Annotated in this window: 19 protein-coding genes; 8 read left to right on the forward strand and 11 right to left on the reverse strand. The window is 66.0% G+C overall.

Annotation, left to right across the window (positions count from 1 at the left end; all coding sequences use genetic code 11):
• Positions 1 to 65 precede the first annotated feature (65 nt).
• Complete coding sequence (locus ACXN5S_RS11205) at positions 66 to 818, reverse strand: hypothetical protein (protein ID WP_458606061.1); 753 nt, start codon at positions 816 to 818, stop codon at positions 66 to 68.
• Positions 776 to 1057 carry a DUF6471 domain-containing protein gene (locus ACXN5S_RS11210; RefSeq protein ID WP_458605519.1) on the reverse strand — a complete coding sequence of 94 codons (282 nt, stop codon included), beginning with the start codon at positions 1055 to 1057 and terminating at the stop codon, positions 776 to 778. The genes ACXN5S_RS11205 and ACXN5S_RS11210 overlap by 43 nt, the downstream gene beginning before the upstream one ends.
• A 441-nt stretch (positions 1058 to 1498) precedes the next feature.
• Here ACXN5S_RS11210 and ACXN5S_RS11215 point away from each other — a divergent pair, with 441 nt between their 5' ends.
• The 6 genes from ACXN5S_RS11215 (at position 1499) to rnr (ending at position 9015) form a co-directional block, all read left to right on the forward strand.
• The gene (locus ACXN5S_RS11215; RefSeq protein WP_458605520.1) at positions 1499 to 3007 is read left to right on the forward strand and encodes a sugar ABC transporter ATP-binding protein; all 1509 of its coding nucleotides are present in this window, start codon (positions 1499 to 1501) and stop codon (positions 3005 to 3007) included.
• A complete protein-coding gene (locus ACXN5S_RS11220) occupies positions 3004 to 4008 on the forward strand; it encodes an ABC transporter permease (protein ID WP_458605521.1) in 1005 nt (334 codons plus the stop codon). Before ACXN5S_RS11215 ends, ACXN5S_RS11220 begins: the two co-directional genes overlap by 4 nt.
• A 31-nt stretch (positions 4009 to 4039) precedes the next feature.
• Positions 4040 to 4981 (forward strand): ABC transporter substrate-binding protein, encoded by a 942-nt coding sequence (locus tag ACXN5S_RS11225; RefSeq protein ID WP_458605522.1) that lies wholly within the window; start codon positions 4040 to 4042, stop codon positions 4979 to 4981.
• A 105-nt stretch (positions 4982 to 5086) separates the two neighbouring features.
• Positions 5087 to 5722, forward strand: coding sequence for a hypothetical protein (locus tag ACXN5S_RS11230; protein WP_458605523.1), 636 nt, complete (start codon positions 5087 to 5089; stop codon positions 5720 to 5722).
• 337 nt (positions 5723 to 6059) lie between these two features.
• Entirely contained in the window at positions 6060 to 6695 is a 636-nt protein-coding gene (locus tag ACXN5S_RS11235) for a hypothetical protein (RefSeq protein ID WP_458605524.1), read from the forward strand.
• A 61-nt stretch (positions 6696 to 6756) separates the two neighbouring features.
• Positions 6757 to 9015: a ribonuclease R gene (rnr, locus tag ACXN5S_RS11240; RefSeq protein ID WP_458605525.1), complete on the forward strand. Its 2259-nt coding sequence runs from the start codon at positions 6757 to 6759 to the stop codon at positions 9013 to 9015.
• Here rnr and ACXN5S_RS11245 read toward each other — a convergent pair.
• The 9 genes from ACXN5S_RS11245 to ACXN5S_RS11285 form a co-directional block, all read right to left on the reverse strand.
• Entirely contained in the window at positions 9012 to 9941 is a 930-nt protein-coding gene (locus tag ACXN5S_RS11245; protein WP_458605526.1) for a 2-hydroxyacid dehydrogenase, read from the reverse strand. The genes rnr and ACXN5S_RS11245 overlap by 4 nt on opposite strands.
• Complete coding sequence (gene rodA / locus ACXN5S_RS11250) at positions 9941 to 11080, reverse strand: rod shape-determining protein RodA (protein ID WP_458605527.1); 1140 nt, start codon at positions 11078 to 11080, stop codon at positions 9941 to 9943. Before rodA ends, ACXN5S_RS11245 begins: the two co-directional genes overlap by 1 nt.
• 7 nt (positions 11081 to 11087) lie before the next feature.
• A complete protein-coding gene (mrdA, locus tag ACXN5S_RS11255) occupies positions 11088 to 13037 on the reverse strand; it encodes a penicillin-binding protein 2 (RefSeq protein WP_458605528.1) in 1950 nt (649 codons plus the stop codon).
• Positions 13034 to 13573 carry a rod shape-determining protein MreD gene (locus tag ACXN5S_RS11260; protein WP_458605529.1) on the reverse strand — a complete coding sequence of 180 codons (540 nt, stop codon included), beginning with the start codon at positions 13571 to 13573 and terminating at the stop codon, positions 13034 to 13036. Before ACXN5S_RS11260 ends, mrdA begins: the two co-directional genes overlap by 4 nt.
• A gap of 126 nt (positions 13574 to 13699) precedes the next feature.
• A complete protein-coding gene (gene mreC, locus ACXN5S_RS11265) occupies positions 13700 to 14647 on the reverse strand; it encodes a rod shape-determining protein MreC (RefSeq protein ID WP_458605530.1) in 948 nt (315 codons plus the stop codon).
• 30 nt (positions 14648 to 14677) lie between these two features.
• A complete protein-coding gene (locus tag ACXN5S_RS11270; RefSeq protein ID WP_458605531.1) occupies positions 14678 to 15715 on the reverse strand; it encodes a rod shape-determining protein in 1038 nt (345 codons plus the stop codon).
• Between the two features lie 236 nt (positions 15716 to 15951).
• On the reverse strand, positions 15952 to 16344 hold the full coding sequence (locus tag ACXN5S_RS11275) for a DoxX family protein (RefSeq protein ID WP_458605532.1): 393 nt from the start codon (positions 16342 to 16344) through the stop codon (positions 15952 to 15954).
• The gene (locus ACXN5S_RS11280) at positions 16344 to 16814 is read right to left on the reverse strand and encodes an SRPBCC family protein (RefSeq protein WP_458605533.1); all 471 of its coding nucleotides are present in this window, start codon (positions 16812 to 16814) and stop codon (positions 16344 to 16346) included. The genes ACXN5S_RS11275 and ACXN5S_RS11280 overlap by 1 nt, the downstream gene beginning before the upstream one ends.
• Positions 16811 to 17146 carry an ArsR/SmtB family transcription factor gene (locus ACXN5S_RS11285; protein WP_458605534.1) on the reverse strand — a complete coding sequence of 112 codons (336 nt, stop codon included), beginning with the start codon at positions 17144 to 17146 and terminating at the stop codon, positions 16811 to 16813. Before ACXN5S_RS11285 ends, ACXN5S_RS11280 begins: the two co-directional genes overlap by 4 nt.
• Positions 17147 to 17260: 114 nt before the next feature.
• On the opposite strand from ACXN5S_RS11285, the gene ACXN5S_RS11290 reads away from it, so the two are divergent.
• Positions 17261 to 17587 carry an ArsR/SmtB family transcription factor gene (locus ACXN5S_RS11290; RefSeq protein WP_458605535.1) on the forward strand — a complete coding sequence of 109 codons (327 nt, stop codon included), beginning with the start codon at positions 17261 to 17263 and terminating at the stop codon, positions 17585 to 17587.
• The gene (locus ACXN5S_RS11295; protein WP_458605536.1) at positions 17584 to 18039 is read left to right on the forward strand and encodes an SRPBCC family protein; all 456 of its coding nucleotides are present in this window, start codon (positions 17584 to 17586) and stop codon (positions 18037 to 18039) included. The genes ACXN5S_RS11290 and ACXN5S_RS11295 overlap by 4 nt, the downstream gene beginning before the upstream one ends.
• Positions 18040 to 18047 lie beyond the last annotated feature (8 nt).

An 18047-nucleotide genomic window follows, 5' to 3' on the forward strand; every position in this document is an offset into this window, starting at 1 on the left:
CCAGACGCACCAACCTCCTGCGGGAGGGATAAGCGGTGATTGAGGCACTAGCACTCGCAGCATTCCTAACTAAAATAGAAATCTGCCTTAATCCCGTCGACGTCCATGCAGTTCAAGAGCCTGTTGTTTATCGGGACGTAGCCAGAGAACTCCGCTCTGCGGGTTTCTCCGGTGGTCTCGAAGAAGATGTCTCGGTACTCTGTGACCGCCTCGATCTTCAAAGAGCCCCTTGATTCGTAGAGACTGATGATTGCGCTGGCGGGAACGACAAAACTGGGAAAATATACGTATTCGCCCGCGCCAACCTGATACCCGGAGGGGTGTTCCCCAGATTTGATCGTTGTCTTTCTGTCATTGATTAGGAAGGCGCCGTGAGAGTCCGTAATAACGGCAGGCGACTGCCCGGTGTTCTTGAATATCGGTATGATCTGGTATGTTACGACTTTATCGTTCACGATTTCGGGCTGGAATCGAACAGTAGTGGGCAGCAAGTAGGCCCTGACTTGGGCCTGCCCGATTTCACGAGTGTCAGAGAGCATCGTACGGGTATCTCTAAGCGTAAGAAAGACCATGACTACGGCAGCCAAAGTTAGAAAGGTCATCAACCATTGAGCAGCGGTGTCGTCCATGTAGACCACACGTCCGATCAGCCACCAACGCTGGTTCTCTGGTGTTATATCGTGGGCTTCATAGCCGCTGGCATTTGGGCTGGCTTGCTCGCCTGGGTATGTCTCAAGGAGTAGGGTCGATATGATCGTCCCAAATATCCCTATACTTACCCCAACCGTAAATCCGTTACGCCAATTGAATTGAGACATTGCAGTAGGAACGCAGCACTGAACTTGTCTCTTGGAAGCTTGTTGCGAACGTTCACTTCCTTCTCGCTGATTCCGATGGCTTCCAGCCTCTCAACCAGCTGGGCGTAAGTCACCCCTTTTCGCTTCAGCTCGGCCTTGAGCAGGCAAGCTGCCTTTGCCTCCCTGTCCGTCTTGGCGGTCTTGTCTCGCCGGGATCGCACCCCTGAGCCGCAACAGCGCCTCCACATGCTCCAGCCCATCGCTGCCGTTTCGGATGATCTTGGAACCTAGTTGATGCAGGAAAGCGGTGATGGCTTCGTCGGTGTATCGGTCAAATGGAATGGGGTATCTTAACGCTCAGCGGCCGATTTGCTTGGTGCGTTTTCTACCCAACGCCAGGTCTGCCATCAAACAGGCCTCATCAAGCGAGTCTGCGCGTCGCCCCGCGTCAAGGAGCGTCGCCCGCCTGCGGCGGCGGCCCTTGGCCGTCCTTGACCCGAAGCGACTCACGGGGGGCGCCTGGGCGCGCGGTCAAGACAAAGTTCGCTGGCCGAAGAAATCACTTGAGAAGTCGACATGCTCGGATAGGCTGGGCGGACCGGACAACCCTTGGAGGAGGGGCCGGCTGGGAGGATATATGTTTCAGGCAAGGCGCAGCATGCGCCGGGCCCGGCATGGCGGTGGCCATGTGAGGAGCCCCCATGACGGATGAGCCGCGGCTGGACCTGCGCGCCATCTGCCGGAGCTTCGGCCCCGTGCAGGTGCTCTTCGATGTCGATATCGCGCTGTATCCCGGCGAGGTTCACGCCCTGATCGGCGAGAACGGCGCCGGCAAGTCGACCACGATGAAGATCATGTCGGGCTATCTGCAGCCGACCTCGGGCGAGCTGCGGCTGGATGGGGCGAGGGCCTCCTTCGAGGATAGCCAGGCCGCCGAGGCGCAGGGGATCGTGCTGATCCACCAGGAGTTCAACCTCGCCGAGCAGCTCACCGTGGAGGAGAACGTCTTCCTCGGCCGCGAGCTGAAGCGCGGGCCTTTCCTCGACCGGCGCGCCATGCGGGCGAAGACGGTGGAGCTGCTCGACAGGCTGAATTGCCATGTCTCGCCCTCGGCGCGGGTGAAGGACATCTCGACCCCCGACAAGCAGATGGTCGAGATCGCCAAGGCGCTGGGCCGCGAGGCGCGGGTGCTGATCATGGACGAGCCCACCGCCGTGCTCACCAACCGCGAGGCGGAGGTGCTGTTCGAGCTGGTCGAAAGGCTGCGGGCCGATGGCGTGGCCATCCTCTTCACCAGCCACAAGCTCGACGAGGTCAAACGCATCTCTGACCGGGTGACGGTGATGCGCGACGGGCGCGTGATCGCGACCAAACCGACCGCCGAGATGAACGAAGACCAGATGGCCGAGGCCATGGTGGGCCGCGAGCTGACCGATCTCTACCCCTCCCGCCGCGCGCCGGTGGGCGAGGAGCTGGCGCTGAAGGTGCAGGATCTTGAGGTGCCGGGCTTTGCCCGTGGCATCTCGTTCACCCTGCGCCGGGGCGAGGTGCTGGGCCTCGCCGGCCTCATCGGCTCTGGCCGGACCGAGGCGATGGAGGGGCTGGTGGGGCTGCGCCGCAGCACCGCCAAGGTGGAGATCGACGGCGCGCCCGCGACGATCCGCAGCCCGCGCGAGGCGCAGGACAGGGGCCTTGTCTACCTGACGGAGGATCGAAAGGGTCGCGGCCTGCTGCTCAACATGGGGCTGCGCGACAACCTCACGCTGCAGAGCTTGCGCGACTTCACCCATCCCTTCCTCGATAAATCCGCCGAGGACGAGGCGCTGACGAAGGCCATCGCCGATTTCGACATTCGCGCCCCCTCGCGTGACGCCAAGCTCGGCAATCTCTCCGGCGGCAACCAGCAGAAGCTGCTGGTCGCCAAGGTGATGCTGACCGGCCCGCGCATCGTGATCATCGACGAGCCGACGCGTGGCATCGACATCGGCACCAAGCAGCAGATCTACGATTTCATTCACCGCCTGGCCGAAGAGGGGGTGAGCATCATCGTCATCTCGTCCGAACTGCCGGAGGTCATCGGCCTCGCCGACCGCGTGCTGGTCATGCGGCAGGGCCGGATCGCCGGCGAGGTGGCCGGCAGTGACAAGACGGAAGATGCCATCGTCCGCCTCGCCATGGGGCTGGAAGGCGAAGAACGGGAGAGCGCATGAGCACCACCACCGAAGAGCGCAGCCCCGGCCGGGGGCGGCCCAGGCTCGATTTGCGCGTGCTCGGCCCGATCATCGCGCTGATCGTGCTGATCGTCGTGGGCGCGCTGATGAATTCCAACTTCCTCAGCTATGCGAACATCACCAACGTGCTCGCCCGCTCGGCCTTCATCGGCATCATCGCCGTGGGCATGACCTTCGTCATCACCGCCGGCGGGCTCGACCTGTCCGTCGGCTCGATGGCGGCTTTCATCGCCGGGCTGATGATCATGGTGATGAACCTCGCCATGGGCACGATGGGCACCGGGCTGGCCACCATCCTTATCGGCATCCTTGCCGCGCTCGCGGCCGGGCTGGCGGCGGGGTGGATCAACGGCTTTCTCATCACCACCATGCGCATCGAGGCCTTCATCGTGACGCTGGGCACAATGGGCATCTACCGCAGCCTGGTGACCTGGCTGGCCGACGGCGGCACGCTCAGCCTCGATTTCGGCCTGCGCACCGCGCTGCAGCCGCTCTATTACGGCGGGCTCTTCGGCGTGTCCTGGCCGATCATCACCTTCGCCCTCGTCGCCATTATCGGCGAGATCGTCATGCGGCGCACCGCCTTCGGCCGCTATTGCGCCGCCATCGGCAGCAACGACACCGTGGCGCGCTATTCGTCGGTCAATGTGAACCGCATCCGCCTGCTCACCTATGTCGGCCTCGGCCTGCTCGTGGGCGTCGCCACCATCATGTACGTGCCGCGCCTCGGCTCGGCCTCGTCCGCCACCGGCGTTTTGTGGGAGCTGGAGGCCATTGCCGCCGTGATCATCGGCGGCACGATGCTGAAGGGCGGCTTCGGGCGCGTCTGGGGCTCTGTCATCGGCGTTCTGATCCTTGGGCTGATCGGGAACATCCTGAATCTGACGGATGCCGTCAGCCCCTATCTCAATGGCGCCATCCAGGGCGTCATCATCGTTCTCGCTGTGATCTTGCAGCGTGAAGACAAGGCCGGCAGCTGACGGCCTGTTGTTATCCAGGGAGGAAAACACAATGAAACATCTCAAGTATACCGCCGCCGCACTGGCGCTTCTGGCCGGCCCCGCGCTGGCGCAGGACACCACGGTGATCGGCGTGTCGATCCCCGCTGCCACGCATGGCTGGGCCGGGGGCATGAACTTCCACGCCCAGGAAGCCATCGACCGTCTGGAAGAGGTCTATCCCGAGCTCGACTTCGTGCTCGCCACGGCGTCGGACCCGGCCAAGCAGGTCTCTGACATCGAAGACATGGTGGCGACGCGCGGCATCTCGGCCCTCGTCGTGCTGCCCTTCGAAAGCGAGCCGCTCACCGGGCCGGTGGCCTCTGTCGCCGATCAGGGCGTGTGGATCACGGTCGTCGACCGCGGCCTCAGCCAGGAGGGTATCCAGGACCTCTACGTCGCGGGCGACAACCCCGGCTTCGGGCGCGTCTCCGGCGAGTACATGGCGGAAGCCCTGCCCGACGGCGGCGACATCGTGGTGCTGCGCGGCATCCCGACGACCATCGACAACGAGCGTGTCGAGGGCTTCGAGGCCGCGATCGAGGGCTCGGGCATCAACGTGCTCGGCATGGAGCACGGCAACTGGAACCGTGATGACAGCTTCACGGTGATGCAGGACTTCCTGTCGAAATACCCCGAGATCGACGCGGTCTGGGCCTCGGATGATGACATGGCCGTGGGCGTGCTCGCCGCCATCGACGCTGCGGGCCGCGACGACATCCAGTTCGTGCTCGGCGGTGCCGGCATGAAGGAGATGATCCAGCGTGTGTCCGAGGGCGACAGCATGGTGCCGGCCGACGTGACCTACCCGCCGTCGATGATCGCCACGGCCATCGAGCTGACGGCGGTGGGCATGACCTCGCCGACGCCGGTCTCGGGCGAGTTCATCATCGGCTCGGTGCTGGTGACGCAGGACAATGCCGAGGACTTCTACTTCCCGGACAGCCCGTTCTGATCGGATGAGATGAGGGCGCGGGGCTGAGAGGCCCCGCGCACATCCTCATGCCAAGTGGCTATAACTCGACGGACTCAGTTTTCGGAGCAGTCAGATTGGATTTGGATGGATTTTCCTTTTGAATGGGTGGACGCCCTTTTTGCTCTGGGCGGTGCAATCGGCGGCGCGTTGATCACGGGCTATTTCACGATTAGAGCCGCATCGAAGTCCCGGGATAAGATGGAGGTCGTTGTTTCGACCTCGAACGCCTCCGATCTCCTCTTTGTGCATGATCAAATTGCGGGTGATGTTCAAGTCACTCTAAACGGGGACGTGGTCCAAAGTGTTTTCCTTTCGGAGATCTTCATCTCCAATACTGGAAACGCTGCGGTAAAGGAGCTGAATGTCGAGCTTAAGCCGGTAAGCAAGTCGGAGTTGATGTCTTTACATGTGATTGATCAATCGACCGATCAAACTCGTGTCGGAGCCGCTGTCGCCGCTTTAGGAGAGAGAAGGACTAGCATAAATCTCGACTATATTAATCCTGGAGAAGAGGTTGCGCTGCGAGCCCTTGCATCAGGAGACAGTCCTGAATGGGACGTGCTCATAAGGCAGCCGGACCTAAAGGTGATAAGAAAAGAGCAACCCGTTTCGAGCATATCGACTGTTTTGGCTGGGGTGGTGATGGAGGCCGCCGTGGAGAGCTTTCCAATCTCTGCTACGCTTAGAAGCGCTTTCAACGAGAGGCTCCGGAAAAGGTAGCCGCTTTCTCCGCCTCGCCGCAGGCTACCTCCCACAGAATAGCCCACCTCCTCACTCAGCAAGAGATCCGCCCTTCCTTCCTGCACATCAGGAAAAGTCGCACAAGCCAACATCGCCAAGGCCCTCGGCCTCAAGGTCTCTCCACACGGCAGCCCAACCCCAAGCTCCCCCCCTCAGACCCGCAGATTTGCCTTTCGGGCCAAGCTGCATAATTGGGTTGCTGAACAAAACCTTCCGGACCCACCGCAACAGCCCCCAACGTCGACCCACCCCATCCAGAGGGCCGGCCCCTCAGGGATCGTCGCTCAGGCCGGGTCCGGCGTCTTGCGGAAGATGAATGACCGACACCCGAACCCTCCCGAACCGCCAGCCCCTCCTCCTCTTCGCTGCCGTCCTTCTCGCCGTCCTCCTCCTGACGCCCTTCACCGGCGGGCCAGCCGCGTGGATCGAGGAGACCGGGGCGGTCGAGACGATGTCGTTCATCCTGTGGATGCTCTGCCCCCTACTGTTCCTGTGGCTGTTCCCGCCGCGGGCATGGGCGCGCTATCCGCACATGATCTCGCTGGTGCTGCTGCTGGCCTTCCGCGAGGCGCCCTTCGATGTCTGGATCATCGACTTTCGCCTGTTGAACCCGGCCTTCTACGCGGCGGAGGGGTTCACCCTCTCTGCCATCTTCGGCGGGGCCATCGCGATCTTTGTGGTGGCCAGTGTCGTCACCCTCTTCGTCTTCGGGATTCCGGCCCTTTGGCGCGCGCTGAAGGAACGGCAGAGCTGGCCAAAGCTCGTGCTCCTGGGGTTCGGCTTTGCGGCGGTGGGGCAGCTCTTCGAAAAGCTGCATCGGTTCATCTCGCCGGTCATCGGCCACTGGCTGACCGTCGTCTCGGAGGAGCTGTGCGAGCTGGTGTTCGTGACGCTGGTGGTGGCGGCGATCCTCTCCGCCGGGCGCCTGCGCCGGGCAAAACGCTTGCGGTGAGGGAGGCTGGCGGGCCGTAGCCCCCTCGCCACGACCCCCACCCCATGCTACCTGCCAGGGCATGGCCAAGCTCCCCACCAAGCAAGAGATCCTCGCCTTCCTCTCCGAGCATCCGGAGAAGACGCACAAGCGCGACATCGCCAAGGCCTTCGGCATCAAGGGGGCCGAGCGGATCGACCTCAAGCGGATGCTCAAGGAGCTGGAGATCGAGGGCCATGTCGAGAAGAAGCGGCGCAGCTATCGAGACCCCGAGACGCTGCCGCCCGTCTCCATCCTCCAGGTCAGCGCGCCCGATGCCGATGGCGACCTGACGGCCCGGCCGCTGGAATGGCATGGCGAGGGCGAAGAGCCGACGATCCGCATCCTGCCGCGAGAGGGTGATCCGGCGCTGGGGCAGGGCGACCGCATCCTCGCCCGGCTGACGCCGACGCCGGGGGAAGAGCAGGATTACACCGCCCGGATGATCCGCCGCATCGCCGGGGCGCCACAGTCGATCCTCGGGATCTACCGCAAGGGCGCCGAGGGCGGGCGGATCATGCCCATCGACAAGAAGGCCGACCGGCAGTGGATCGTCTCGCCCGGGCACGAGCATGGCGCGAAAGACGGCGAGCTGGTCGAGGCCGAGCAGGCCGGCCCCAAAGGGCGCATGGGCCTGCCGAAGGCGCGCATCACCCAAAGGCTGGGGGCGCCGGGGGCGCCGCGTGCGGTGAGCCTCATCGCCATCCACCAGCACGGCATTCCGCACGAGTTCCCCTCCGAGGTGCTGGCCGAGGCCGATGCCGCCAAGCCCGCCGGCCTGAAGGGGCGCGAGAATCTGCAGCACCTGCCCCTCGTCACCATCGACCCCGCCGATGCGCGCGACCGCGATGACGCGGTGCTGGCACGCGCCGACGAGGCGGCGGACAACCCGGGCGGGCATGTCCTCTGGGTCGCCATCGCCGACGTGGCGCATTACGTCCGCCCCGGCTCCGAGCTCGACCGCGAGGCGTTCAAGCGCGGCAATTCCACCTATTTCCCCGACCGCGTCGTGCCCATGCTGCCCGACCGGCTCTCGGGCGACCTCTGCTCGCTGCACGAGGGCGTGCCCCGCGCGGTGCTGGCGGTTCAGATCCGCATCCGCGAGGATGGCAGCAAGCTCGATCACCGCTTCCACCGCGGGCTGACGAAGAGCCGCGCCTCCTTCCCCTACGAGGAGGTGCAGGCCGCGATGGATGGCGCGCCGAGCGCGCGCGCTGCCGCGCTGATGGACGAGGTGATCCGCCCGCTCTACGCCGCCTATGACGCGCTTTTGCTGGCGCGGGGCCGGCGGCAGCCCTTGGAGCTCGACCTGCCTGAGCGGCAGATCGTGCTGAACGAGGCGGGCGAGGTGACCTCTGTCGATTTCAAGGAGCGGCTGACGGCGCACAAGCTGATCGAGGAATTCATGGTCCTCGCCAATGTCTGCGCCGCCGAGACGCTGAAGGAGAAGAAGACCCCGCTGCTCTACCGCGTCCACGAAGAGCCCGACCCGCAGAAGCTGGAAAGCCTGCGTGAGGTGGCCGAGGGCGCCGGGCTGACGCTGGCCAAGGGGCAGGTGCTGCAGACGAAGCATCTCAACCAGCTGCTCGCGCAGGCCGAGGGCAAGGACGAGGCCGAGCTCATCAACATGAGCACCCTGCGCGCGATGTCCCAGGCCTATTACGGGCCCGACAATTTCGGCCATTTCGGGCTCGCCTTGCGCAACTACGCCCATTTCACCTCGCCGATCCGCCGCTACAGCGACCTCATCGTGCACCGCGCGCTGGTGAGCGCGCATCGCTGGGGCGATGACGGGCTCAGCCAGAGCGAGATCGACCGGATGGGCCAGATCGGCGAGCAGATCTCCGACACCGAGCGCCGCTCGATGATGGCCGAGCGCGACACGGTCGACCGCTACCTCGCCGCCTATATGAGCGAGCGGGTGGGCAGCGAGATGCCGGGGCGCGTCGCCGGGGTGGCGAAGTTCGGGCTGTTCGTGAAGCTCGACGATGCCGGCGCCGATGTGCTGATCCCGATCCGCACGCTCGGTGGCGAGTTCTTCCACTACGACCGTGAGAGCCAGAGCCTGATGGGCAGCCAGACGGGCCGCGTCATGAAGCTGGGCCAGCGCGCCGTGGTCAAGCTGAGCGAGGCGGCGGCAGAGACCGGCGGGCTGGTCGGCGAGCTGGTGAGCATCGACGATGCCGTCGTGCCCCGTGGCCCCTCGCAACGGCCAGGCAAGCCGCCCCGCCGCAAGCAGGGCGCCGCCCGCAAGAAGGCGGCGGCGAAGGAGCGCAAGGTCAGCCGGGTGCGGCGCCGCTAATAGCCCGCCGCCCTGTCGACCAGATGCAGCAGCGGCTCGCCAGCCTCGCTGCGGCGGATGTTCTCCACCAGCACCGGCGCCGATGTCTCGGCCCGTGTCTCCGCCGCGATATGCGGGGTGACGGTGACCTTGGGATGCGCCCAGAACGAGTGATCCTCCGGCAGCGGCTCGATGCGGAAGACATCCAGCGTCGCATGGCCGAGCTGGCCCGAGTCCAGCGCCGCGAGCAGCGCATTATCGTCGATCAGCGGCCCGCGGCCGGGGTTGATGAGCGCTGCGCCGGGCGCCAAGCGGGCCAAGGCAGCGGCGTCGATCAGGTTCTCCGTCTCGGCTGTTTGGGGCAGGAGGGTGACCAGGATCTCCGCCCCGTCCAGCGCCTCGGCCAGCCCGTCGCTGCCTGACAGGCAGCGCAGGCCGGCCACCTCCTTCGGACGCCGGCTCCATCCTGTCACGTCGAAGCCCAGCCCCGCCAGCGCCTGCCCGCAGGCGGCTCCGAGCTCTCCGAGGCCAAGGATGGTGACCCGGCGCTGCGTGGCCAGCTTCGGCGGTGTCGCCTGCCAGACGTGCCCGGGGTTCACGATATGCGCATCCATGCCGAGGTGGTGCCGCAGCGTGTGGCCAGTGACGTAATCGACCATGCCTTGCCGAAGCCCGTCATCGACCATGCGGGCGAGCGGCAGATGCAGCGTCTCGTTGCCTGCCACCTTCTCCACCCCCGCCCAGAGCGAGAGCACGGCTTTGGCGCGGGTGAACGGGCGGAAATCTTGCACCGGGCCGTTCGGGGCGTAGAGGATGTAATCCACCGATCCGGGCGGCCAATCCTCAGCCAGTTCCGCCGCGATGCCAGCCTCGGCCAGCGCCGCCTCAAGCGGGCCGCGATAGGCATCGAACCGGCCCGGGCGGGCAGAGAAGAGCAGCCGCAGCATCAGCGCGGCTTGTGGACGTGCGCCGACTGCATCAGCCCGAAGCCGCAGAGCAGGATCAGCATCGCCGAGCCGCCCCAGCTCACCAGCGGCAGCGGCACGCCGACGACGGGGGCGAGGCCCATGACCATGCTCATGTTGACCGCGAAGAACAGGAAGAACGTCGCCGCGATGCCGAGCGTCAGCAGGGCGGCGAAGCGGTCCTTGTTGTTCAACGCCGAGGAGACGCAGAACATGATGATCAGCGCATAGAGCAGCAGCAGGCCGAACGCCCCGGCGAAGCCGAACTCCTCCGCCAGCGTGGTGAAGATGAAATCGGTGTGCTTCTCGGGCAAAAAGTTCAGCCGGCTCTGCGTGCCTTGCATGAAGCCCCGGCCCGTCCAGCCGCCACTGCCGAGCGCGATCTTGGCCTGGGTGATGTGGTAGCCCGCGCCCAGCGGGTCATTCGCGGGGTCGAGGAAGGTGTCGATCCGGCGGTACTGGTAATCCTCCAGCAGCTGCCAGGGCGTGCCCCGGCTTTGAAACACGGCCAGAACAGCGCCCACCCCGAGGCCGATGACGCTGGCGAAATAGGCCCAGTGCACCCCGGCGGCGAAGATCACCGCGCCGCCGCCGAGCAGCAGCAAAAGCGCGGTGCCGAGATCGGGCTGCACCAGCGTCAGCAGCACCGGCATGGCGATCAGCCCCAATGGCATCAGCACGAAGATCGGGTTGGAGACGCGCTTGGCAGGCAGCCAGTCGTAATAGGCGGCCAACATCATCACGAGGCTGATCTTCATCATTTCCGACGGCTGGAGCTGGATGAACCCCAGGTCGATCCACCGCTGGGCGCCCATGTTGACGTCGCCGAAGAAATCCACCGCCACCAGCAGGGCCAGCGCGGTGAGATAGGCCAGCACCGACATGTTTCGCCAGAACCAGATGGGCACCATGGCGATGATGAGCATCAGCATCATGCCGAAGCCGAAGCGCTTGAGCTGCGGCATCATCCAGGTGTCGGGGTTTCCGCCCGCCACCGAGTAGAGCATCAGAAAGCCGAAGGTGGCCACCGCGCAGATCAGCAGGATGACCGGCCAGTTCAGGTAGAGCAGCTTCCTCAGCCCGGAAGGGACGTATTTGGTGTTGTACTCAAGGTACGACATCAGGCCCTCATGCCCTGATCGTCGCCGTGGCGCCCTGCGGGGCGAGCCCGCGGATATGCGCCTGCTGCTCGCTGATGCGGCCGCGGATATTCGACGGATAGGCCTCGAGCGGCGGGTCGCCGTCGTAGAGTGCCTGCAGGGTGATGTCGCGCCCGATGGGCCCGGCGACGCTGGAGCCGCCGCCGCCATGCTCCACCACCACGCAGACAGCATAGCGCGGGTTGTCGTAGGGGGCGAAATCGACCCAGAGCGCGTGGTCGCGCCGGCCCCACGGCAGATCCTCGTTGCGGGTCACGCCACGCGCCCGCTCTTCCGGCGTGATCCGGCGGACCTGGCTGGTGCCGGATTTGCCGGCGATCTTCGCCTCGTCTAGCACCGTCCGGGTGCCATAGCCGGTGCCGCGCTGGTGGTTGACCACATCGAACATGGCGGCGCGCAGCCGGCGCAGGTTGTTCTCGTTCAGCCCCAGGCTCTCGCCCCGGCCCGAGGGCTGCTCGATGCCGTTGATGGTGTGCACCAGCCGCGGCGTCACCTCGCGCCCCGTCGCCACGCGCGCCGTCATCACGGCGAGCTGCAGCGGTGAGGCCAGCACATAGCCCTGGCCGATGGAGGCGTTGACGGTGTCGCCAATCCGCCATTCCTCGCCATAACGCTCGCGCTTCCACGCCTTGTCCGGCGCGATGCCCGAGGTTATGGCCGAAAGCGGCAGATCGTGCCGCACGCCCAGGCCCAGCCGGCGCGCCATGTCGGCGATCTTGTCTATGCCGACGCGCTGGCTCGCCTCGTAGTAATAGCAGTCGCAGCTCTGCTTGATGCTCTCGTGGAAGGTGACATTGCCATGCCCGCCCGGGCGCCAGCAGTGAAAGCGGATGCCCGAGATATCAGTATAGCCGCCGCACCAGATGGTCTCTTCCGGCTCAACCTCGCCGGCCTCCAGCGCCGCCAGCGAGGTGACGAGCTTGAAGGTCGAGCCCGGGGGATAGCCGCCGGAAGCGGCCTTGCCCGACAGCGGCACATGGTCGTTATTGAGCAGGTCGTTGTAATCGGCCACCGAGATGCCGCGCACGAATAGGTTCGGGTCGAAGCTCGGTGCCGAGGCCATGGCGCGGATATCGCCCGTCTCGGTGTCGATCACTACGGCGGCGGCGCTCTCGCCGTCGAGCCTGGCTTGTACGTAGCGCTGCAGCCGGGCGTCGATGGTCAGCTGGATGTCGGAGCCCGCGTCGCCTTCGGCCCGGTCGAGCTCTCGCATGACACGGCCGAGCGCATTCACCTCGATGCGCCGCGTGCCCGCGGCGCCGCGCAGTTGATGCTCCATCCGTGCCTCGGCGCCCGTCTTGCCCACCTGGAACTTGGGGATCTGCAGGAGCGGGTCGTCATCCTCGGCGAGGTAGCCCTCGTTCAGGTCGTAGTCAGAGACGGGGCCGACATAGCCCACCAGATGCGCCGTGTCCGAACCGAGCGGATAGGTGCGGCTGAGGCCGACCTCAGCGGTGATGCCGGGCAGGGCGGGGGCGTTGGCGGTGACCTTGGCGACATCGTCCCAGGCCACGCGATCCACGATCGTCACGGGCACGAAGGCCGAGCGGCGCGACATCTCTTCCTTGGCGCGCTCGACGACTTCGGGGTCGAGGCTGACGAGCTTGGTCAGCCGGGCGAAGGCCTCCTCGACATCGCCCGCATCCTCGCGGGTGATGACGATGCGGTAATTCTGCTCGTTGCCGGCAAGCAGCGTGCCGTTGCGGTCGAACACCAGCCCGCGCGCCGGAGGCAGCAGGCGGATGTTGATCCGATTCTCTTCTGCCAGCATGCGGAATTCGTCGGCATGGTCGACCTGCATCGAATGCATGCGCCAGCCCAGCACCCCCACCACGCCGGCCTGCAGGCCGCCGAGCACGAGGGCGCGCCGCGAGAAACGGCGCTGAATGATGGCATCGTTGCGTGTGGGTCGTCTCATATGCGATGTCCCAGACTGTCGACCTGCCCCGGTGCCGGCCGCGTCACGCCGAAAACCCAATGGGCGATTGCGGCGGCGAGCGGATAGATGAGCGCCGTCAGCAGCATTTCCGACGCGGTCAGCGAAAGCGGGGCGAGCGGGGCTACTACTAACGCAAGACAGGTGCGGTAGGCCACCGCGATGACAGTGAGTCCTCCCGCGATCGTGAGCCATTCCTGGCCGAAAGACGCTGAGCGCAGCGTCGCCGAGCGCCGGCGCAGCCATTCGGTGAGCAGCAGCACCATCAGCGCCCAAAGCCCGGGCGGCCGCTGAAAGACGATATCGGCGGTGAAGAACACCAGCGCCACCAGCGGCGCGGGCAGCAGATCGGGCCGCCGCGCCGCCCAGACCAGCGTGAAGGCCAGCAGCAGGTCGGGCGGCGCCCAGCTTTGCGGCATGGTATCGAGCGGCAGAAGCCGCACGAAGATCAGCACCAGCGCCAGCACCAGATAAAGCGCCCGCCCGATCCAAAGGCGGCTGACCGGGTTCGAGATCATGCCCGCCCCCTCCGGGCCCGGCGCCCGGCCCCCCTGTCTTTGCTCTGAGAAAATCCTCGGGGGGAGTCGCCTCTGGCGACGGGGGGCAGACAGCCCCCCTCCATCAGCCGCAGCCGGGCGGCACCCTCAGCCATTTCCGCCCTCTGCCAGCTCATCGGCCAGCTCCTCGCCCGCGCCCTCGGGCACCTGCGGCTCCGGCACCGGGTCGGGCTCTGCCTCCACGGGCACGAGCAGCGCGCCAGGGTCGGTGATCTGCTCGGTCTCGGGGCTGCGCAGCACGCGCAGGAATTCCAGCCGCTCGTAATCGGCCGCCAGCCGCGCTCTCAGCCGCCTGTCGGTGCCGAGCGCCACCTGGCCGACCAGCAGATCGGGCGGGAAGAGCCCGCCGTCGCCTGCCGTGACCACGCGGTCGCCGGGGCGCACGACATCCGGGTCTTCGAGGAAGTCGAGCGCGGGGTTGATGGTGTTGTCGCCGGTCAGGATCGCCCGCTGGCCCGAAGGCTGGATGACCACCGGGATGCGGCTCGAGGCATCGGTCAGCAGGATCACCCGGCTCGTCGTCTGCCCGACGCCCGAGATGCGGCCCACGAGGCCGATCCCGTCCATCGCCGGCCAGCCATCGAGGATGCCGTCGCGGGCGCCGACATTGAGCAGCACGGATTGGCGGAAGGGCCCCCCCGAATCGGCGAGCACGACGCCGGTGACATGGGTCAGCTCCGGATCGACCCGCACATTGTTGAGGTCGCGCAGTTTGGCGTTTTCCTGGTCGAGCTGCAGGGCCGCCTCGCGCCAGGCGCGCATGCGCTGCAATTCGCGACGCAGCTCCTGGTTTTGCTCGGCGAGCTGGGCGTAGCTTTGAAAATCGCTGACGAGGTTCAGCGCACCCGTCACCGGCGCCATGGCCCAGTCGAAGCTGGGCACCACCTTGTCGATCACCGCGGCGCGAAACCGCTCCACCCGCGGGCTGTCGATCCGCCACACGAGGAAGACCGCCGCCAGAGCAAGGCAGAGGATGCCGATCAGCAACCTGCGGATCGGGGTGACGTAATCCTCACCACGTCGGTCCTGGGCCAAGGGCCTCTCCCCGTGGGGCTCAGCGCCCCCTTAGCTGTCGTAGTCGATAACGTGCCGGAGCTGCTTTTCATACTCCAGCGCCTTGCCCGTGCCGATGGCAACACAATTGAGCGATTCATCGGCGACGGAGATGGCCAGACCCGTCTGCTCGCGCAGCGCGAGGTCGAGCTGGCCGAGAAGGGCGCCGCCGCCGGTGAGCATGACGCCCCGGTCGACGATGTCGGCCGCCAGATCGGGCGGGGTGGCTTCGAGGGCGGTCATCACCGCCTCGCAGATCTGCTGCACCGGCTCGGCCAGCGCCTCGGCGACCTGCGCCTGGGAGATCTCGGTCTCCTTCGGCACGCCGTTCAGAAGGTCGCGGCCGCGGATATGCATCGACTGGCCGCGCCCGTCGTCGGGCATGCGGGCGGTGCCGATGGAGGTCTTCACGCGCTCGGCCGTGGCCTCGCCGACAAGGAGGTTATGCTGGCGGCGCAGGTACGAGACGATGGCCTCGTCCATCCGGTCGCCGCCGACGCGGACGGATCGGGCATAGACGATGTCGCCGAGCGAGAGCACGGCCACCTCCGTCGTGCCGCCGCCGATATCGACCACCATGTTCCCCGTGGGGTCAGTGATCGGCATGCCGGCACCGATGGCCGCCGCGATGGGCTCGGCGATCAGGCCGGCGCGGCGGGCGCCGGCGGAAAGCACGGATTGGCGGATGGCCCGCTTTTCAACGGGGGTGGCGCCATGCGGGACGCAGACGATGATCTTCGGCTTCGAGAAGGTCGCGCGCTTGGCGACCTTGCGGATGAAGTACTTGATCATCTCCTCGGCCACGTCGAAATCGGCGATGACGCCTTCGCGCATGGGCCGGATGGCCTGGATCGAGCCGGGCGTGCGGCCGAGCATCAGCTTGGCATCCTCACCGACGGCCAGCACCTTCTTCACGCCGTCCTTCACGTGGTAGGCGACAACGCTGGGCTCGCTGAGGACGATGCCACGACCCTTGACGTAGACGAGCGTATTCGCCGTCCCAAGGTCGATTGCCATGTCGGAAGAGAATAGCCCGCCCAGTCCGATCATGTGGGTGTCCTGCCTGTAATTGCCCCTGTGCCCGCGACTCCCCCCCGGAGGCGCAAGCAGGGGGCTTTTAACGGCTGGCGCCGCCGGGCGAAAGGGAGGGTGGCCGACGTATGGGCAGGAATCTGCCGCGGCGGCGCGAGAGTGGGCAGCCGGGGAGGGGGGCTGTCTGCCCCCCGCCGCCTGAAGGCGGCCCCCCCGAGGTTTTCCTTGAGCAAAGACAGGGGGCGATGGGGCCGTCAGCTCGCCGGGGCGAAGAGGAGGGTGCGAAGCTGGGGCAGGCGGAGGAGGAGGCCGCCCCACATCAACATCCCGAGATAGACGCCGAAGAGCTTGTGGCTGAAGAGCGGCGCCGCTTCAGCGAGGCGCAGCTGCGTGGCGATTGCGCCGCCGAGGTAGCCGGTCAGCAGCACCGCGCCGAGCACGGCCGATGGCGGCCAGGCGTAGAGCGCCGTACAGAGAAGGCCGATGATGCCTAGAAGGCGGGCAGTGCCGGCATCGGTCGGCCAGCCGATCGTCTCCATCGTCTGGGTCACGGGGGCAATGGGCGGCAGCTTGATCGCGCCGTCGAAGATCATGAAGGCGATGAAGAGGCCGGAAAGGCCCCAGCCGATGGCGGTTTGCGCGGTCATTACGGCAGCCCCGCGGCATAGGTGGCGAGCTGGTCGAGGCCCAGCCCCAGGCCGATGGCATAGCCGAACTTCTCCTGCTCCTGGCGCAGCTCCAGCGAGGAGAACTCGGTGGAGACTGTGACGGTGGTGCCCTCGCCCAGCTCGGTGAAGGTTGCCGTGGTCCGCATCCATTCATCGTTCGGCTGCTTCGTTTCGAAGACGACCTTCTCGTCTGGCACGATCTCGATGTAATGGCCGCCGAAGGGCGGCCCTTCCTTCCCGTCGGGGCCCGTCATGCGCATCATCCAGTTGCCCCCCTCGCGAAAATCCATCTCGCAGGTGGTCACCGGATAGTCGCCCGGGCCGAACCAGGCCTTCATGTGCTCCGGCGCGGTGAAGGCGCGGTAGATCTTGGCGGCGGGCGCCTGCATCACGCGGATGAGCGTGAGCGTGCGGGCGGCCTTGTCGTCGGCGGGGGCATGCGCCGTCATGGGTCTGTCTCCTCATCGGGCAGGGTTTGCGCATAGCGTTCGAGCCGCTCAAGTGAGACCTCCCAGAACGCCTTGTAGTCTCCGAGCCAGTTCCACGCCTTCTCCAGCCTCTCGGCGTTAAGCACGACAGGCCGCGTCTGGGCCTCGCGGCCCCGGGTGACGAGGCCGGCCTTTTCCAGCACCTTGAGGTGCGATGAGACGGTCGGCTGGGTCAGGCCGGAGGGCGCGGCAAGCTCCATCACCGTCGCTGGCCCCTCCTGCAGCCGCCGCAGCATCTGGCGGCGGGCCGGGTTGGCGAGGGCGGCGAAGATCTGGTCGAGCGCGTCGGACATGGGTGACTTTCTATATAGTGAATCATCTATACGCCAACGGGCCCCCAAAATCAACTGGCGTCAATATGAACAATAGGCTATATTCTGATTCGGTAATTATCCTAGGGAGTGCCCATGCAGCTTGATCTCGCCTTCTCCGCCCTCGGCGACCCCACACGCCGCGCCATCCTTTCCCGGCTTCTGGAGGGGGAAGCGACGGTGGCCGAGCTGGCGGCGCCGCACGACCTGTCGCAGCCGAGCATCTCGAAACATCTGAAGGTGCTGGAGACGGCCGGGCTCATCACGACTGGGCGCGACGCCAATCGCCGCCCCCGCCGTATCGTGCCGGGCGCGATGAAGGAGCTGGCCGAGTGGACGCAAGGCTTCCGCCAACTCTGGGAGGACCGCTTCGACAATCTGGACGACTTTCTCTCAACCCCGCAGAAGGGACAGAAGACATGACCGCAGAGACAAGAGCGCGCGCCGATTTCGAGATCGACCGAGCCGCCCACACGATCCGCTTCACCCGACATTTCTCCGCCCCGCCCGAGCGCGTCTATGCCGCATGGACGGAGCCGGAGCAGCTTTCGCAATGGTGGGACCCGACGGGCAAGCCACTCGCCGCCTGCGAGATGGACCTGCGGGAGGGCGGCACCTTCCGCTTCGTGAACGTGGATCACGCCGCGCACCCGTTCGAGGGCACGTACACAAGGGTCGACCCGCCCCGCGGCTTCGGCATGGCGGCGATGGGGGCGACGTCGGAGGTGACGTTCGAGCCCGAGGGCGAAGGGACGCGGATGGTGATGGAGATGCGCTGCAGCTCGGCCGAGCAGCTGGAGATGTTCCTGCAGCGCGGGATCGCCGACGGGACGGCGGTCACCTTGCGCAACCTCGAGGGGTGGCTCGAAGGGTGAGGGGGGAG

The organism is Pseudoroseicyclus sp. H15 (assembly GCF_054353345.1).

Excerpts from the sequence above, each read along its gene's own strand:
- ACXN5S_RS11205 (WP_458606061.1), bottom strand. The coding sequence starts at position 818 with ATGTCTCAATTCAATTGGCGTAACGGATTTACGGTTGGGGTAAGTATA.
- ACXN5S_RS11210 (WP_458605519.1), bottom strand. The coding sequence starts at position 1,057 with ATGGGCTGGAGCATGTGGAGGCGCTGTTGCGGCTCAGGGGTGCGATCC.
- ACXN5S_RS11215 (WP_458605520.1), top strand. The coding sequence starts at position 1,499 with ATGACGGATGAGCCGCGGCTGGACCTGCGCGCCATCTGCCGGAGCTTC.
- ACXN5S_RS11220 (WP_458605521.1), top strand. The coding sequence starts at position 3,004 with ATGAGCACCACCACCGAAGAGCGCAGCCCCGGCCGGGGGCGGCCCAGG.
- ACXN5S_RS11225 (WP_458605522.1), top strand. The coding sequence starts at position 4,040 with ATGAAACATCTCAAGTATACCGCCGCCGCACTGGCGCTTCTGGCCGGC.
- ACXN5S_RS11230 (WP_458605523.1), top strand. The coding sequence starts at position 5,087 with ATGGATTTTCCTTTTGAATGGGTGGACGCCCTTTTTGCTCTGGGCGGT.
- ACXN5S_RS11235 (WP_458605524.1), top strand. The coding sequence starts at position 6,060 with ATGACCGACACCCGAACCCTCCCGAACCGCCAGCCCCTCCTCCTCTTC.
- rnr (WP_458605525.1), top strand. The coding sequence starts at position 6,757 with ATGGCCAAGCTCCCCACCAAGCAAGAGATCCTCGCCTTCCTCTCCGAG.
- ACXN5S_RS11245 (WP_458605526.1), bottom strand. The coding sequence starts at position 9,941 with ATGCTGCGGCTGCTCTTCTCTGCCCGCCCGGGCCGGTTCGATGCCTAT.
- rodA (WP_458605527.1), bottom strand. The coding sequence starts at position 11,080 with ATGTCGTACCTTGAGTACAACACCAAATACGTCCCTTCCGGGCTGAGG.
- mrdA (WP_458605528.1), bottom strand. The coding sequence starts at position 13,037 with ATGAGACGACCCACACGCAACGATGCCATCATTCAGCGCCGTTTCTCG.
- ACXN5S_RS11260 (WP_458605529.1), bottom strand. The coding sequence starts at position 13,573 with ATGATCTCGAACCCGGTCAGCCGCCTTTGGATCGGGCGGGCGCTTTAT.
- ACXN5S_RS11270 (WP_458605531.1), bottom strand. The coding sequence starts at position 15,715 with ATGATCGGACTGGGCGGGCTATTCTCTTCCGACATGGCAATCGACCTT.
- ACXN5S_RS11275 (WP_458605532.1), bottom strand. The coding sequence starts at position 16,344 with ATGACCGCGCAAACCGCCATCGGCTGGGGCCTTTCCGGCCTCTTCATC.
- ACXN5S_RS11280 (WP_458605533.1), bottom strand. The coding sequence starts at position 16,814 with ATGACGGCGCATGCCCCCGCCGACGACAAGGCCGCCCGCACGCTCACG.
- ACXN5S_RS11285 (WP_458605534.1), bottom strand. The coding sequence starts at position 17,146 with ATGTCCGACGCGCTCGACCAGATCTTCGCCGCCCTCGCCAACCCGGCC.
- ACXN5S_RS11290 (WP_458605535.1), top strand. The coding sequence starts at position 17,261 with ATGCAGCTTGATCTCGCCTTCTCCGCCCTCGGCGACCCCACACGCCGC.
- ACXN5S_RS11295 (WP_458605536.1), top strand. The coding sequence starts at position 17,584 with ATGACCGCAGAGACAAGAGCGCGCGCCGATTTCGAGATCGACCGAGCC.